Source organism: Paenibacillus sp. Soil750, assembly GCF_001428045.1.
GTDB lineage: Bacteria > Bacillota > Bacilli > Paenibacillales > NBRC-103111 > Paenibacillus_E > Paenibacillus_E allorhizoplanae.
In genome coordinates this window covers 1,183,862-1,200,526 of the sequence record NZ_LMSD01000012.1, presented here as the reverse complement: position 1 = coordinate 1,200,526, position 16,665 = coordinate 1,183,862, and the positions used below count along the sequence as shown (strand labels likewise).

Annotated in this window: 15 protein-coding genes; 10 read left to right on the top strand and 5 right to left on the bottom strand. The window is 44.9% G+C overall.

Annotated elements, in window-relative coordinates:
* Positions 1–15: 15 nt before the first annotated feature.
* From murA to ASL11_RS17145, 4 genes are all read left to right on the top strand, one after another.
* A complete protein-coding gene (gene murA / locus ASL11_RS17160) occupies positions 16–1,308 on the top strand; it encodes a UDP-N-acetylglucosamine 1-carboxyvinyltransferase (RefSeq protein ID WP_056616845.1) in 1,293 nt (430 codons plus the stop codon).
* A 56-nt stretch (positions 1,309–1,364) separates the two neighbouring features.
* Entirely contained in the window at positions 1,365–2,135 is a 771-nt protein-coding gene (locus ASL11_RS17155) for an arylamine N-acetyltransferase family protein (protein WP_056616843.1), read from the top strand.
* Positions 2,136–2,291: 156 nt separating this feature from the next.
* Positions 2,292–2,594, top strand: a complete 303-nt coding sequence (locus tag ASL11_RS17150; RefSeq protein ID WP_056616840.1) for a hypothetical protein — start codon at positions 2,292–2,294, stop codon at positions 2,592–2,594.
* A gap of 13 nt (positions 2,595–2,607) precedes the next feature.
* Positions 2,608–3,078 carry a hypothetical protein gene (locus ASL11_RS17145; protein WP_056616837.1) on the top strand — a complete coding sequence of 157 codons (471 nt, stop codon included), beginning with the start codon at positions 2,608–2,610 and terminating at the stop codon, positions 3,076–3,078.
* Here the strand turns inward: ASL11_RS17145 and ASL11_RS17140 are convergent.
* Positions 3,075–4,691, bottom strand: coding sequence for a glycoside hydrolase family 26 protein (locus ASL11_RS17140; protein WP_056616834.1), 1,617 nt, complete (start codon positions 4,689–4,691; stop codon positions 3,075–3,077). The two genes, ASL11_RS17145 and ASL11_RS17140, sit on opposite strands and share 4 nt — an antisense overlap.
* A gap of 147 nt (positions 4,692–4,838) precedes the next feature.
* Positions 4,839–6,350 (bottom strand): arabinosylfuranosidase ArfA, encoded by a 1,512-nt coding sequence (arfA, locus tag ASL11_RS17135; RefSeq protein WP_082595517.1) that lies wholly within the window; start codon positions 6,348–6,350, stop codon positions 4,839–4,841.
* Between the two features lie 146 nt (positions 6,351–6,496).
* Between arfA and ASL11_RS17130 the strand changes: the two genes are divergently transcribed.
* The 6 genes from ASL11_RS17130 to ASL11_RS17105 all read left to right on the top strand — a co-directional run bounded on the left by ASL11_RS17130 (position 6,497) and on the right by ASL11_RS17105 (position 12,867).
* The gene (locus tag ASL11_RS17130; protein ID WP_056616829.1) at positions 6,497–7,399 is read left to right on the top strand and encodes an ArsR/SmtB family transcription factor; all 903 of its coding nucleotides are present in this window, start codon (positions 6,497–6,499) and stop codon (positions 7,397–7,399) included.
* A 143-nt stretch (positions 7,400–7,542) separates the two neighbouring features.
* Positions 7,543–8,304: a DUF975 family protein gene (locus tag ASL11_RS17125; RefSeq protein WP_056616826.1), complete on the top strand. Its 762-nt coding sequence runs from the start codon at positions 7,543–7,545 to the stop codon at positions 8,302–8,304.
* 13 nt (positions 8,305–8,317) lie between these two features.
* Positions 8,318–9,337: a hypothetical protein gene (locus tag ASL11_RS17120; RefSeq protein WP_056616823.1), complete on the top strand. Its 1,020-nt coding sequence runs from the start codon at positions 8,318–8,320 to the stop codon at positions 9,335–9,337.
* Positions 9,338–9,348: 11 nt separating this feature from the next.
* Entirely contained in the window at positions 9,349–10,176 is an 828-nt protein-coding gene (locus tag ASL11_RS17115; protein ID WP_056616820.1) for a hypothetical protein, read from the top strand.
* A gap of 167 nt (positions 10,177–10,343) precedes the next feature.
* Positions 10,344–10,622 (top strand): hypothetical protein, encoded by a 279-nt coding sequence (locus ASL11_RS17110; RefSeq protein ID WP_056616817.1) that lies wholly within the window; start codon positions 10,344–10,346, stop codon positions 10,620–10,622.
* Positions 10,623–11,103: 481 nt separating this feature from the next.
* Entirely contained in the window at positions 11,104–12,867 is a 1,764-nt protein-coding gene (locus ASL11_RS17105) for a glycoside hydrolase family 2 protein (RefSeq protein ID WP_056616810.1), read from the top strand.
* Between the two features lie 51 nt (positions 12,868–12,918).
* Here the strand turns inward: ASL11_RS17105 and ASL11_RS17100 are convergent, their stop codons facing one another.
* The 3 genes from ASL11_RS17100 to ASL11_RS17090 form a co-directional block, all read right to left on the bottom strand.
* The gene (locus ASL11_RS17100) at positions 12,919–13,794 is read right to left on the bottom strand and encodes a carbohydrate ABC transporter permease (protein WP_056616807.1); all 876 of its coding nucleotides are present in this window, start codon (positions 13,792–13,794) and stop codon (positions 12,919–12,921) included.
* A gap of 16 nt (positions 13,795–13,810) precedes the next feature.
* Entirely contained in the window at positions 13,811–14,743 is a 933-nt protein-coding gene (locus ASL11_RS17095; RefSeq protein ID WP_235550483.1) for an ABC transporter permease, read from the bottom strand.
* Between the two features lie 72 nt (positions 14,744–14,815).
* Complete coding sequence (locus ASL11_RS17090; protein ID WP_056616799.1) at positions 14,816–16,480, bottom strand: extracellular solute-binding protein; 1,665 nt, start codon at positions 16,478–16,480, stop codon at positions 14,816–14,818.
* Positions 16,481–16,665 lie beyond the last annotated feature (185 nt).

The following is a 16,665-nucleotide window of genomic DNA, read 5'->3' as shown; positions in this document are numbered from 1 at the left end:
AGTTGGGATACCTTCATGAAGTATATACAAGCGGAGTACTCAGGACCACTGAACGGAACCGTACACATACCAGGAGCAAAAAATAGCTCTCTTGCCATACTCGCAGCTGCATGTCTGGCGGATAATATCGTAACGTTAGAGGGTATTCCACACATCGATGATGTCCGTCTTATTACGGAAATTGGCCGAGAAATCGGCCTTAAACTCACACAGAATGCCGGACAAGTCATCATTGATCCACGCTGGATTCACAGCTCCGTCATTGATCCGGGCAAAGCATCGAGCTACCGAGCTTCTTATTATTTTGTAGGTGCTTTACTGTCCAAATTCGGCAAAGTCACAATCGGATTGCCTGGCGGTGACGATTTTGTTTCAAGACCGATGGATCAGCATATCAAGGTGTTCCAGGCGCTTGGAGCTCAGGTGCGGCTCTACAAGGATTATTATGAGGTCGAAGCGGCAGAGTTGAAGGGCACAGACATTTATTTCGATACCATTACCTCGGGGGCGACGATGAATGCGATGATGATGGCTGTGTTGGCAAAAGGGCGGACTCAGTTGCACAACGCGGCCGTGGATCCAGAGGTGTGCGATACCGCAAGATTCCTGAATCAACTAGGGGCACGAATTTATGGAGCCGGCACGGATCGCATTCGGATTGAAGGTGTTCCATACTTGAATGGGGGATTCCACACAGTAATCCCAGACAGGCTGATTGCTGGAGCTTTCCTGATGGCGGCTGGGCTCAATGGGGGACAAGTTACCGTTAAGGATGTCATTCCAGAGCATCTTGGCTCCTGTCTAGCTAAGCTAGAGGAAATCGGTATGCATGTGGAATGCGGAGAAAACAGTATTACTGCTTATGGGACTGGTGCTCTCAAAGCAACGCGAATTCGCGCAGGCATGTATCCAAGCTTTGCCACCGATTTACAGCAACCTATGACTGCACTCCTTTTGCAGGCCGAGGGCAAGAGTATCGTAACTGACCGTGTCTATCCGAAAAGGTTCGCTCATGTTCCACAGTTAAGACGACTAGGTGCGGAAATAGAGCTTCGCCAAGAATCTGCGTTTATTCGCGGCGGACTCCCCTTGCGAGGTGGTTGGGTGCATGCGACAGATGTTCGTGCAGGCATTTGTCTGCTGATGGCCGGTTTCACGGCTGAGGGCAGCACGTGTATAACAGGCGTCGAGCACATTGAGCGCGGCTATGAGGACGTGATCGGCAGCTTCCGATCCATCGGAGCTAAGCTCGCGATGCGTGAATTGGACGCGCAAGAGATTTCCAGCCGAATTCACATGCAAGGGTAATAGTAATCCTTTACATAGTAACGATTAACTCACCTATAAGGAAGGTGTCTTCCCTGATGAATACAAACAGTCAAATTGAGAAGTATCTGGATCGCATCGGTTTTAGTGGTTCGCTCGATGGCAGTGCAAAGACATTAGCTGACCTGCAGGAACGACATTTGCACACGGTTCCCTATGAGAATTTGGATATTCTCGAAGGGAGAGCGTTATCTCTTGATCCGCAGGAACTGTTTCAGAAGATTGTTATACGCCAGCGTGGGGGGTATTGTTTTGAAACGAATGCACTATTCGGTTGGCTCCTTCGTGAACTTGGCTATACGGTGACGGATTTGGTCGCCAGATTCTGGCGAGATGAGCCGAATTTGCCGCCCAAAAGGCGCCATCACGTCTTGAAGGTAGAAGCCGAAGGTGTTAACTACCTGTGCGATGTTGGTGTAGGCGGGATCGTCCCCCGCAGACCCCTTTCTTTCATCGAAGGTTTTGCTCAGGAGCAAGGTGAGGAGACTTACCGCCTAGAGAAAGATCCCTATGATGGTTGGGTGCTTTGTGAACAGAAGAATAAGGCATGGCAACGTATCTACTCTTTCACAGAGGAGCCTCAGCTGCCGAAAGACTACCTATTCGCCAGTTTCTGGTGTGAAAAAGCCCCAGATTCGATTTTCAACAAGTATCCGATCGTTGCGATACGCACGTCAGAGGGAAGACATACGCTTGCTGACAAGGAGTTCCGTATTTTCAGTGCTACTGACGTAAAAACCTATACCCCACAGACCGATGAAGCGTATAAAGAGGCTTTATTTACATATTTTGGCATTCGTCTTAACTAAATAGAAGCATGTGTGAAGGCAGCGGACCTTGTGGTTTAGTTGCCTTTTTCAACTATCAGGGAGAAGTGTGGCTCATTATTGACTACTTAATCACCCCCTGAAATCGACGAAATTCGACGAATTGTATACAAGTTATTGCATAAGGAGTGAATCACGATGGCGAACAATTACAAACGCTTCATTCATAATCAATTCGAAAAAGCGAAGTCTACCGCATCCGAGTTCATTTCTTCAAGAAGTGTGGAACAAGATGAAGACATGATAGATCTCGACCCACGACATGTTGATGAGCTGAAAGAAATCGCCGATCTGCAGCATACGACCGTACAAGCAATCGTCAATGGACTTATTGCTCAATATCTGGCAAGCGCCTCATACGAATTAACTCCCATCTCTGTGGATCAAAAGGAAGCAAATCCGCTGCTGTATTTAGATGGCATTTGCAAACAAGAGGATTAAGGAGGTCTGATCTATGGATAATCAATTGCAAATTCAGGATGCCATTTTTCTAGATGAAACAGCTCTAGCCGCTTTAATGAATCCTGAAGACCCAAGATATACCAAAGCACGTTCCATGTTTCTAGATTTGCATGATCTTGAACGTAATTACATGACGACGAACTCCATCGTATTCGATCTCCACGAATGGCTTCGTAATGAATACAGCTATGAGCAGGCAGAATATTTTCTGAAGGCGATTGAAAAAGCAGTAAGTAAAGGCAAATTGGCGGTTATCTCAAGCGGCCCTGAATTTGAGGGGGAATCGCGCAGATTGTTAATGGACAGGCCAGAGCTCCGCTTCTCGCTTAGCGAAGCCCTTACGGCTGTGACCATGTCGTACTACCAGGTGAAACGCATTTTTACATTCAATCGTAATTTCATGATGCTTGCTAATTTGGATAAAGATATTCGCATTATTCCATCCTATCACTTTGGCAACTAAGGTGTAACGGAATTTGCACCCGTGACAGGCCCAACGATTGTTTGGACAGCAGTCACTTCCATTTGGTCATTGTAAGCTACCACATACCAAGGTTCTGATGCCGATTCTGATTGAACTTGAATGTCAATTTCCCATGGAGCTTCATAACTGACGCCAAGGAATTGAGTACCTTGGTAAATAGCGATTGCAAAAGGTGGTTTACCCTCTTCATTCGTAAGCTTGGGATAGACAAGGACGGTCTGTTGACCGGTAGGAAGAGAACGGTCTAAGACTGGTGTATAGCGGTATTGAATGGGATCTACCCCTGGCTCTACCTTACTTAGAAACCAATCGGATGCGATCAGCCGTTGATAATAGCCGTCCATAAATGGATTTTCCCCGATGTCGTAGACATAATTCCCGTTCGTTCGAATCGCCTGAGCTTTGCTGAAGTTAAAGTAGGTGATGGCTTTAACTTGAGGAAATAATCGCGGAAGTAGACCATACATGTAACCCAACTGGCTTTCTGCCCAACTCCAATAAGCTTGGTTAGTCGGCAAATACGTATGAGCAACAGCACCTTCAGAAATCATTATAGGTTTATGGCTATATCGTTTATAGAGAGGAGCGAAGGTATCGATCATGGTACCCTTTAGCTGCTCTTTTTCTGCTGAATAAGGGGTGCTATATAACGAGAAGCCAACCCAATCCACGTAGGTGTCACCTGGATAATAGCTATCGATCGTATCAGGCGGCCAGAAGTTAGGCGACCACACCATGGCGACATTAGGCGCTTCTTCGGCCATAATGTCGTGAATAAGACGGAACTTCTCAATATATAGTTGGGGCTCTCCATGCCATGGCACCCAAGCTCCGTTCATCTCTGAAGCATAACGCAGGAAAATGGGGATGCCGGAGGCTTTGGCTTCGCGTGCGAAACGACGAACATATTCATCATCATGCACATCGTTTAGGCCGAAACGCGGCTCCCATCCAATCTGGAGTGCGCCGTCAAGTTCCTTCACTCTTTCGGCAGTACGCGCAGGGAAATAAGTGTTGGTATCGGTTTGCACCTTGCGCCACCCAACATAAGACAAATACAGCGCGTGCTTGCGGCCGTAGACGTCTTCAATCTTTGTAACATCGTAGCCGACTCTGCGATCTGCCCCGAGCATGCCGATATAAACCCCCGATGCAGGTTCATGTTTGGCTAGCGCGGAAGTTGCGGGGATCGCAGATTCAGTTGGTTTAAGGGGTTGAACTGATATAGGAACGCGGAGATAGAGTTCCATATTGGTTGAGGGTGTCTGGTTAATAAACTTATTAGGCGTAAATAAAGGTAGCGTTGGAAGTCCAGCCGCGTATAGATCGATCCTGTTGCGATAGGCTGCTGCGGTCTCTGTAAGTCCTGCTTGCTCGGATTTCTTCTCTTGGTTAACCCAATAGGTTAAGATATCTGGCTGCTTAGGTCGTGAAGAAGAGACAGCGGCAGGCGGATTATCCAGCTTGGCAATTGCATCAAGCGAACTTTGCTCGTGCGAATTGCCATCAGCCTTCATTATAAGTAAGGGAAGCGCGATACAACTCGCCAAGCCGAGAATGGCTGTAAGCACCCAGACAACTTTATTTCGCATGATAGAAGTTCCTCTCAAAGGGGATTCCTCTTAATTGTATGCCCTAACCTGAGAGGCGGTCAATGGCGCACATAAGATGAAAACGAGGGATCCCCCACCACATACATGGTAAATGGGAATCCCTCGTTTATGGTGTCTAGCAATAGCTTATCTTTGTTTGGTTTGAAGGCGAATAACATTCCAAGATGCTTTGGCAAGGTTGCTTTTGACGTGTCCATTATCTAAAACGGATAGACCGCCATGATGTGGCTTAACATGTTGTGGGTTAGCTTTTGTATTTACCGCTTTCAGATCTTCGTGTTCCAGCACGATGTGCTCGATCAAGCTAACTTCGCCGAAGCTGCGGATGTCGAGATCGAGTTCCATAGCTTCTGAGAGATGGCGATTGACCGCAAAGACCGTAATATGACCTTGCTCCTCGTCGTACACGCAAATCGATTCCAGATAAGGGACATCTGTATAATCTTTGGAATCATATTTAGGTGAAGAATTGACGGTATGAAGAACAGTTCCTCGGCCATAAATGGAAGCATGAAGGAATGGATAGTAAGTCGTTTGCAGCCACAGAGGACCACCAGTTTCTGTCGTAATCGGTGCGATAACGTTAATCAATTGCGCCATGCAAGCCATTTTGACACGATCAGCATGCTTGAGTAAAGTAATAATGAAACAGCCAACGGCTAGTGCATCCTCATGGGTATACACATCTTCAAATTCTGGCGGAGCAATCTGCCAACGCTCTTCCGCGCGACTTGAGCCAATGGTATGCCAGACATTCCATTCATCTAAGGACAGCATAAGCTTTTTCTTACTGCGCTTCTTGGCTTTCACATAATCACAAATGGCTGCCACACTGCTAATGAACTGATCTAAATTCAGTGATGAGGCAAGGAAATTGGATGTATCATTGTTATTATTATTGTAATAGGCATGCAGTGACAGATAGTCAACATTGTCATAACTCAAATCCAGCACGGTAGCTTCCCAATCTGCAAAAGTACTCATACCGCTTGATGAGCTGCCACAAGCCACTAACTCGATGGTAGGATCTACCCAACGCATCACTTTTGCCGTTTCATTCGCGAGGCGACCATACTCAACAGCTGTCTTGGTGCCGATCTGCCAAGGCCCATCCATTTCGTTGCCAAGGCACCAGGTTTTGAAGCGATGAGGTTCCTTATAGCCATGTGAAATACGTAGATCACTATAGTAAGAGCCAGAAGGGTGATTACAGTACTCGATCAGATTTCTGGCATCGTCAATGCCGCGTGTGCCGAGATTAACCGCCATCATAACCTCTGAACCAACTAATTTCGCCCAATCCGCGAACTCATTTGTACCGACTTCATTGGTCTCCGTTGTCCACCACGCTAGTTCTAGCAATCGCTTACGGTCTTTCTTAGGGCCAACGCCATCCTCCCAATTATAACCAGAAACAAAGTTGCCACCTGGATAGCGAATAATCGGAACTTGCAGCGCGCGGATAGCTTCAATTGCATCTTGTCGGAAGCCATTCGCATCTGCAGTAGGGTGATCTGGTTCGTAAATACCACCATAAACAGCCCGTCCCAAGTGTTCGATAAAGGATCCATATAGACGAGGGTCAATTTGAGCTTTAACAAAACTTTTGTCGATGAGCATTTGTGAACGTAAAGACATGATCGATCGCTCCTTATATTAAGAATTAGCTTATTTGTGAATTCTTATTTATTGATTTCATCTTTATTATGTACGATAATGGAGTTAATCTTCAATAGTTATTTTGTAGGATTAATAAAATTGCGTATTCTAAAGGGTGTGTTTTGATGTATCTAAAGACGGATGCTGCGTCGCTTCAGGTGTATGAAGCATTGGCGAGTGAAGTTCGCCTGAAAATCATAGATAAACTATTTATCAAGGAAATGCATATTAAGGAACTTGCTGCCGAGCTCTATCTCAGTAATGCGATTGTCAGCAGCCATGTGAACAAACTCGAACAAGCCGGACTCGTAGGGAGTAAGATGAGGCGAGTTAACGGTGGTACCTACAAGTATTGCTATGTAAACACGTCCTATTTGCAAATCAAGCTCTCGCCAGAAAGAACCTCCTTGCACAAGTGTAAGGAAGTATCCGTCCCTATTGGTCATTACACGGATTATGAAGCATGGCCGACGTGTGGACTGGCAACTTCAGAGAAGGTGATTGGCCACTATGATAATCCGACCTATTTTATGGATCCAGAAAGGGTACATGCAGGCATTCTTTGGTTTGCGAAGGGGTTTGTCGAGTATAAAGTGCCCAATTACCTGTTAAAAGATGACAGTCTGAAGGAGATCGAAATTTCGCTGGAAATAGGATCGGAAGCTCCTCAAGTGAATGAAAACTGGCCCTCAGACATTTGTTTTACGCTAAATGATACGTTGCTTGGCACATGGACTAGTCCAGGCGATTATGGGGAAACGAGGGGGAAGCTAACGCCAGAGTGGTGGCATTCGGACGTGAATCAGTACGGGCTGCTGAAGGTTCTTCGCATCACGGAAAGCGGCACGTATATGGATGGTCAACGTCTTTCAGATATCAGCATCACGGATCTGCGGATTGATCCGAAGTACTGGGTATTTCGAATTAGTGCGGAGGATACGAAACGTGGGCGCGGAGGATTAACACTTTTTGGAAAAGGATTCGGGAATTACGAGCAAGATATCTGGATGAGATGTTTTTATGAGTGAAGTTTGTGACACGGACCTAAGTAGGGTTTCGTATTTTTTTGTATGTAGAAGGACGGGCTGCTATTGGAAGAAAAAGGTACTGTTCTATGACATTCCGAGATAAAATAAGATGGTATATATGGATTTACCTGAGGAGGGATTGCGTGGAATGGTCACGTAAAGAGTTGAAGAGTAGAGCGAAACAAGTACTTCGAACATCGTATTGGAAAGCTTTTCTGGTAAGCTTACTGCTTGCCGTCGTTGGTGGCGGGGTTCCGAGTTGCAATTGGAATTCAAACAGTGGCTCATCATCGTCCTTTAACTTAGGTAACTTAGATCTAGGCATGGGAGATATCTCGAATGGTGTAGGTGCACTGATTCTAGCTTTCATCGTGATCGTTGCGATTGTAGCTGGCTTGGCAGCACTTGCATTCAGTATCTTCGTGTTGAACCCGTTCAAGGTGAATGCGCAGCAATATTTTAAACAAGCCTCTCAAGGGGATGTCGACATGCACTATCTGCTCTACGCATTTGGCAAAGGGAGATATATAGGCACGGTTGTTAGCATGTTTTGGAGTGCTTTACTTAATTTCTTATGGTATTTATTACTCATCATTCCAGGCATAGTGAAGTCCTACGCATACAGTATGGTTCCGTATATCCTTGGTGATAATCCGACAATTGGTCGGAAAAGAGCCGTTCAACTCAGCAATCAGATGACGCGAGGCCATAAATGGCGGATGTTTGTGCTGGATCTCTCTTTTATAGGGTGGTTTCTCCTCGGTACCATTGCGCTTGGCGTAGGTGTGCTGTTCGTATTACCGTATTATAATTCTACGAAAGCAGAGTTATATGTGGTATTGCGTCAACAGGCATTATATGATGGACTGAGTAACCCTGAAGAATTAAATTTACCCATTTCATAAGGAGTTGATTGTTGTGTCTGTCCAAGTAGCGGTGAGTAAGTCGCAAGCAACCACGACGACGTCCAAGCATTCGATCACGATGATCATGGGCATGTGGCTTATCATTGGTTTATTTATTGATGGCTTCGCCCATAATCACGGTGCGGTAGAAACCTTTTTTACACCGTGGCACGCGATTCTTTACTCTGGCTATTTGGCTTGTGCGGTGTGGATCTTTCTAATGATTCGTTCGAACAAAATCAGCTCTCAATCGACCTCATGGTTCGCAGCGATTCCCGTCGGCTATAAACTTGGTGTTGCGGGCGTCATTCTTTTCTTTGTAGGTGGGCTTGGTGATATGTACTGGCATACGGTATTTGGTATTGAAAAAAATATCGAAGCCCTGCTTAGCCCTACGCATCTTTTGCTCCTCTCTGGTGCCTTAATGATTCTGACAAGTCCCTACCGTGCGATCAGCGCTGCTGAAAAGGGGGCTGCACCGACGTTTCGCCAATTGTTACCGGCGTTAACTTCAATAGGGCTAACCTTTACGGTGTTCGCCTTCTTCCTCATGTACGCATGGTCCTTTCGGCAGAATCTATGGATGGCCAGAGGTGAGGATGCTATTGGAAGAGCAGTGGTGGATTTCCTCATTACGACGATGATTCTTGTGATTCCATTGATGTTTGTCCTACGGAGATGGAAACTCCCTTTCGGTACGGTTACCTTCTTCTTTCTATTTGAGTCGATATTCCTCGCGGTGCTGGACGGATTTAGAGACTCTAGCTCGATTATCATTTTGCTTATCAGCGGTGTGATCGGTGATGTATTATTTCGAGAAATCAAGGAGCGGGACACTGCAGATTGGCGGTATAAAGCTGTCTTCTTTGTACTGCCTGTCTTGATCTGGGGGCTTTATTTCGCACATTTGAAATTATTTGAAACGTTGAACTGGTCTCCAGAGCTCTGGGGTGGCTCGATCTTCCTATGTGCACTGTCTTCACTTGGTTTAAGCATTCTTGCAGGGCCGGTTTCATCCGTCAAAAGCCAATGAGATTAAAGCTATTGCCCTTATCTTGCTTCGTTGTACTCCTATCCGCTTGCGGTTCGTCAGCCACCACAACAATTGATATGTCCGATATGTCTGGCATGTCGAGTATGACGATGTCATCGTCATCCGTTACACATGAACATACGAGCGATGCAATTGCTCATTTTTCGGTGGATTCACCGAACTATTTACCGAAAGAATTATCGAACATCACAATTCTGGTTCAAAATAAATGGAATCGCCCCATCGAGAAGTTCGATGTGATGCACGAGAAGCTCATGCACCTTATTGTGGTTAGCAAGGATTTGTCCTACTTCGAACACTTGCATCCCACCTATGCTGACACTGGGCGATTCGATGTCCAAACGTCCTTCCCAACTGGAGGTTACTATCAGCTTATTGCTGATTTCACGCCAACGGGTTTAGGTGAAAGTGTGCAGTCCTATTGGTTGACCATTAACGGGAAGGCGCCGAAGGCTGTGAAGCTGCAGCCGGACAAAAGCTTAACGAAGCAGGTCGGTGACAAGGAAGTCACCCTAGCCTTCGATCATCTCATGGCAGGCATGGAGCTCGACATGGTGTTTACGTTTAAGCAGGGAGCTGCCAAAACACCTGTAACGAATCTGCAACCTTATCTTGGGAGTGTTGGGCATGTTGTTGCCATTAGTGAGGATGGGAACGATTTTGTCCATGTACATCCGACTGATTCAGCAGCGACATCGGGGCCAACCGCGGCGTTCAAGATTGTATTTCCTTCGAAAGGGATCTACAAAATTTGGGGCCAGTTTCAGCAAAATAACGAAGTGTTCATCGTCCCTTACGTAATTCATGTAAATTTGTAATATAAAAGAAATATAGTAGTCATCTGCCATACATGTTAGTTGGTTATAATAAAAGACGACCCCCTTTTAAAATATAAACCTTTAGGCCCGCAGCCCGTTGCTGTGGGTCTCTTTTTGTCCATCTATGGTACAATAGATTGCATACATCGAATAGGAGTGAGAGAAGAATGACTGCAGGCGTGAATGAGCAGGAGCTTTTACAATTCATCATCAGCAAGACGAAGGTGGATCCGAAACAGATTGAGTTAGTTTTAAAACATGAGAAAGCCTACATCGCCAAAGCGGAACAAGGCTCGAAAGGCGCTGTAGATATCGACAGCGATGATTTGATCGATCATATTCTAGGCCGTTCCGACGTGAAGCTAAGCGAGCTTGCGGTGGATACGATTCTAGAAGCCGAGATGGAGTACTTGATGAAAAATGGCATGGCCGGTTACATCGACTAATTTATGATCTAAGAACCCTCACGTAGAGAATATCTATGTGGGGGTCATTTTATTTTTTGGCGGAGTAGATTCCACATCTGTTTACACAGCTAACCATACTAAATAACTGGAAAATATCCAGTTAAATACAAACGAAATTCACACTTTTGAAGGAATAGAAGGATTTTGTGTAGCTAATTTTACTCTTTTCTATTGTAATTTGAGAAATGAAGGAAATTAAATGTACATTTTCCAGTTAATTGTGAATATCGAAGGGGAAACGCTGAAATAAATGTAGTTTTTCCAGTTATTCCTGTCTGGGAGTAGGAAAGAGAGGAAAGAACAACTTGTTGGAGTGGGTGTTTGGATGACATAAGGGTAACCTATAAGTTAATTGAATAACATGTATTGACTTTATATTCGGGCGATTGCATAATGAATTTAGGAATTATTACGTTATTTAATTAACTTATAAATTATCTATTGGAGGTTTTCCTTTACAATGAGCAACCAACCGAGAGCTGAATATCCTAGACCGCAATTTGTACGAGATAGCTGGATCAACTTGAACGGAGAGTGGCAGTTCGAGTTCGACGATGCTTCCATAGGAACGAAAGAAAAATGGCATAAAGGTGAGAAAGCGTTCTCGCAGACGATTCAAGTTCCTTTTGCTTTTCAAAGTCAATTAAGCGGTATTGGTAGTAATGAATTCCACGATATCGTATGGTACCGCCGCGAGCTCGAGATTCCACAATCTTTTGTCGGTAAACGAATTCTGCTGCACTTTGGTGCCGTGGATTACCTAGCATCGGTTTGGGTGAATGGCATTCTTGTAGCAACTCACGAAGGTGGTCATACGCCATTCCATGCGGATATTACGGAAGCGCTTCAAGCGGGGACGAATATGCTCGTAGTGAAGGCAGTGGATTTTAGCAAAGACGTAACACTACCTAGAGGAAAGCAGTACTGGAAAGCGGATTCCGCAAGTATTTTTTATACGAGAACTACAGGGATATGGCAAACGGTTTGGATGGAAGCTGTTTCTGAGAACGCCTACTTAGATAAGGTGAAGATGACGCCGGATATCGATGCGAAACAAATCGAAATCAAATATGAAATCGAAGGAATCGACGCTCAGTCGACGTCCAAATACCAGTTGAAGGTTGCAATATCTTTTAAAGGCGAGCTAGTTTCAGAAGATGTATATGGGATTAGGAGCGGGACAGGAGCACGGAAGATACGTTTGAATGATTTTAATGATCATGGGCTTGGCGGATGGTGGACACCAGAGAAACCGAACTTATATGATGTTACGTTCACGTTGCTGGTCGATAATGAGGTTGAGGATGTTGTAGGAAGTTACTTCGGTATGCGCAAAGTTTCGATCGAGGATGGCAAGTTGTGTCTGAATAATCGTCCTTATTTTCTGAAAATGGTACTGGATCAAGGTTACTTTCCTGATGGGAATTTGACGCCTCCGAGCGACGATGCCATTAAACAAGATGTTGAGCTTACGAAGGCGATGGGCTTCAATGGAGCTCGGAAGCATCAGAAGCTTGAGGATCCAAGATTCCTGTACTGGTGCGACGTGCTTGGACTTGTAGTCTGGAGTGAAGCAGCGAATGCCTATGAGTATTCGGATAAATATGTAGGTCAATTTACCAAAGAATGGATTGCCTCGATGGAGCGTGATTATAATCACCCGTCCATTATTGCTTGGGTACCGCTCAATGAAAGCTGGGGTGTCCCGAACATCCAAATTGATAAACTGCAGCAGCAGCATGCTTTGACGATGTATCATTTGAGCAAATCGCTGGATCCAATGCGACCTGTTATCTCAAATGATGGATGGGAGCTGGTGACGACCGACTTATTCGCCATTCATGATTATGAGTGGAGGGAAGAGGTCTTGAGCGAGCGTTACAGCTCCAAGGAAAAGGCCGTGCATGCGATGCCGGCGAATCGACGTTTGTTTGTAGAAGGGTTCCCTTATCAAAATCAGCCGATCCTTGTCACCGAATTTGGTGGAATTGCCTACAAGAAGAGTGAATGGGAAGGCTGGGGCTACTCAGGTGCAGATAACGACGAAGACTATGAGCAAAAGCTGCGCGCAGTCATTCGTCCACTCCTGAACTCAGGCGTTGTGCAGGGCTACTGTTATACGCAATTGACGGATGTCGAGCAGGAAATCAATGGGTTGCTTACCTACGATCGCAAGCCGAAGATACCTGTGGACATCATCAAAGCGATTAATGATCGTAATTAATGGAACAACATAGTAACGCCGTCTGCTCCCAATGGAGTCGACGGCGTTTGTTTACCCTTTGACAGCGCCAATCATGACGCCTTTCACGAAATACTTTTGAACGAACGGATAGAGGATCAGAATGGGTACAGAGGCAACCATGATGGTGGCATACTTGATCGTTTCCCCAATCTGGTGTTGATCGGCAGCATTGGCGCCAGAAGACATCATATCTGTGTTATTGGCTATTAATATTTCCCGAAGGGTGAGTTGAAGCGGGTACAGCTCGCGATCTTTTAGGAAGATCGAAGCCCAGAACCATCCATTCCATTTCTCAACGGCATAATACAAGATCATAACCGCGATAACGGGCATGGAAAGCGGGATAATGATTTTAAATAGGATAACGAAATGGTTAGCACCGTCCATTTTGGCTGACTCTTCCAAACTCTCGGGAACGGCCATAAAAGCAGTACGCATAATAATTAAGTTAAACGTGTTGACTGCGAATGGTAAAATGGTAGCCCATAAGGAGTCGATTAGTCCGACGCCTTTCACGACAAGGTACATCGGAACAAGTCCACCACTGAAAAACATCGTGAGAATTACGATGAAAATAAACACTTTGTTCCACATGACATTTTTACGAGAGAGCACATAGGCCCCTAAAGCCGTGACTATGAGGTTGGTCGTAACACCAAAGACAAGAATAAATAAGGTGTTGCGGTAGCCTTGTAATATCGATGGATTTTTAAATACATTGTGGTAAGCTTCCAGACTGAAGCCCAGTGGACGATAGAGCAAGCCTTTATGGGTGATAAGCTGCGCACCGTCGCTGATGGAAGCGAAAGTAACATAGATGAGCGGATAGAGTGTAACAATCACTAATAAAATTAATAGAACATGGTTCACGGTGTAAAACACGCGGTCTGAATAGCTGGTTTTCATCTAAGTCCCTCCTTCACTACCATAAGCTATTTTCACTAACTCGTTTACTAATTTTGTTGGCTGTAATGAGTAAAGCTAAATTGATTACGGAATTGAATAAACCAACCGCCGCACTATAGCTCCAACCAAATTCGAGCAAACCTTTGCGATAAACGAAGGAAGAGATAACATCAGCCGTATCGTAAGTACTAGGGTTGTAAAGTAAGATAATTTTCTCGAAGCCTACGTTGAGCAAGTTCCCCATTCGAAGAATGAACATAATTGAAATCGTAGGTAGAATACCCGGCAGGGTAATGTGCCAAATGGATTTGATTCGCGTAGCTCCATCCATTTTGGCGGCTTCATATTGCTCCTGATCGATGCCCATGAGTGCTGCTAAATATATGATGGATTCCCAGCCAATTTTTTGCCAAATTTCAGATAACACATATATGGTTCGAAACAGCTCAGGCTTCTGCAGCATTGCTGTATCATTCGCGCCAAAATAAGTCAGTAACGTATTCACTACACCGCCGTTATTCGTAAAATCTTTAATCATCCCGGCAATGACGACTAGCGAGATAAAGTAAGGCATGTAAGTAACCGTTTGCACAAAACGTTGGAATCTTTTATTCGCCAGCTCATTAATGAGAATAGCTAAAATAATCGGGGCAGGAAATTCAAAACATAACGTATAGAGTGAAATCAGAACTGTATTTTTGAGAATGCGCCAGAAATAATAACTGGTAAAGAAGTCATGGAAGTTTTGGAATCCGATCCAGGGGCTACCGAGTATCCCTTTAATCGGGGTATACTCTTTGAACGCAATGATGGCTCCATACATCGGCGCATAGTGGAAGATAAAGTAGTAAGCCAGGACGGGAACCATCATCAGATATAAGTATTTATTCAATAGAAAATCGCGTTTAAAGCGTACAGAAAAGCTAGCCTCCGCTGTTTTACGCATCATATCTCTCCTTTCGCCGAGGAAAATGAATCCATGGAGAGGAGGAGCTTGTGCTCCCCATCCCCATGTTAGATTCTAACGTTTGTTATAACGATCTAAAGATGCTTTCTTGATTTCGATTGCACGGTTCAATTTCACGGAATTGAATTTCTCCATATACTTGTCAAAGCTTTCAACCGGCTCTGTTCCTAAGATGATTTTCAGAGTCATTTCATCAACGATGGTGTTCAGATCTGTCATGATTTTAGCAAGCTCTGTACTTTCTTCTGGAGTTGCTGTAATTGGCGGCAATTTGTGCTTATCTACATCGGTTTTGGACCACGTGGTTAAAGCGTCTCGTTGTGTTTGCAAGGCCAGATATTGTTCGATATAGCGTTTATCCTGAATGAAAGGACCATTGTAGTTACCGCGGATATACATGGACATTGCTTGTGCTGGAGCTAATTTATCCGGATTTTTCATGAGCAAATCTGTGTATTTCGGATAGTTATTTTCCATATTATAGGAAACGCCAGGAGTTCCGAAGTTGAAGAATAGAGCGCCTTCGGTCGAATAACCATAATCAAGCAGCTTAGCGGTAGTTTCAATGTTCTTGGAAGTAGCTGTAATCGCTACAGATCCGCCTGGTGCATTCGCAGGGTCCTTTTGACTGTACATCGCAATGTCACCTTTTTTGAGCACTGGATATGGAGCTGCGATCAGCACACCTTTAGGATCTTTAGCTGAAATAAGCGGCTGCCATTTACCAATACCGCCACCTGCATTCCCTACAGTTACACCAGTAGCTCCTGACGCGATGTTCGCATCTAGGGATTTGCTGTCTGCCGTTGCAAAGTTCTTATCAATCAAACCTTCCGCATACCATTTGTGGAAAGTTGCAAGGAAGTCTTTGTAACCTTTCTCGGCAGGACCGAACTTGATCGCGCCTTTATCATCCATGTAGAAATCACGTGTGACACCGAAAGCACTTGCGAATGCACCGTTAGCCAATTCGTTGAAGGGTCTTGGAACACTTACGACGGAGAAGGAAGCTGTAGCACCTTTTTTCTCTTTGAAGGCTTTGAGAGTGGTATACCACTCGTCAATCGTTTGAGGAACAGGAAGTCCTAACTCATCCAACCAGTCCTTACGTACGATAGGTCCTTGGAAAACGCGCAGCAAATCGTCGCCGCGGATGAATGGGAATACATAATAACTGCCGTTGTCTGTTTTAACTTGCTTATCAATTTCTGGATGTTCTTTGAGATATTTCTTCAGGTTCGGTGCAAATTTATCAATGGTATCATTCAATTTGAGAATATATCCGTCTTTGATCGCTTTTTCAGGTCCGCCTGGGAATTTACCTTGAAAATCATATTCAATCATATCCGGTAAATCACCAGTTGCTAACATGACGTTGATGGCTTGATCCGCTTGGTTGGTCGGCGGTGCTGTAAACTTCATAGTAACGCCGGTAACTTTTTGCCAATTTTGAAAAAATGGTGTATCTGCATGTGTCCCTTTGACACCTGTTAAGTTTCCAGTAACTTCTCCCCAGTAGGTTAAAGTTTTGTCCGTTTTGAGCGGATACGTAACGGCTGCGCCGGCGGCAGGTGCTGTTGATGCTTTTGTCGCATCTGCTGATGCTGCTGGACTAGGCGAACTTGTCGTGGAAGAGTTGGATGAACAGGCAACAACTAAACTTCCCATTAAAGATGTGGTTACCAACATGGTGAACATTTTTTTACTGTTTCTTTTCATGTGTTGACCTCCTCAAAGTTTTTCGCCACATGTACTGGCAACGAAAGCGTGACTGGTGTTTCGCCAAATTGGCTGGCAGATGAGCTAATCTAAGCTAAGCTGTACTGAGAAATTGACCAGAAAAACAGGCTTCGGAAGTCTTGGAATGTTGTTGCCTGTGCTATACCTCAACTATATGATAACGC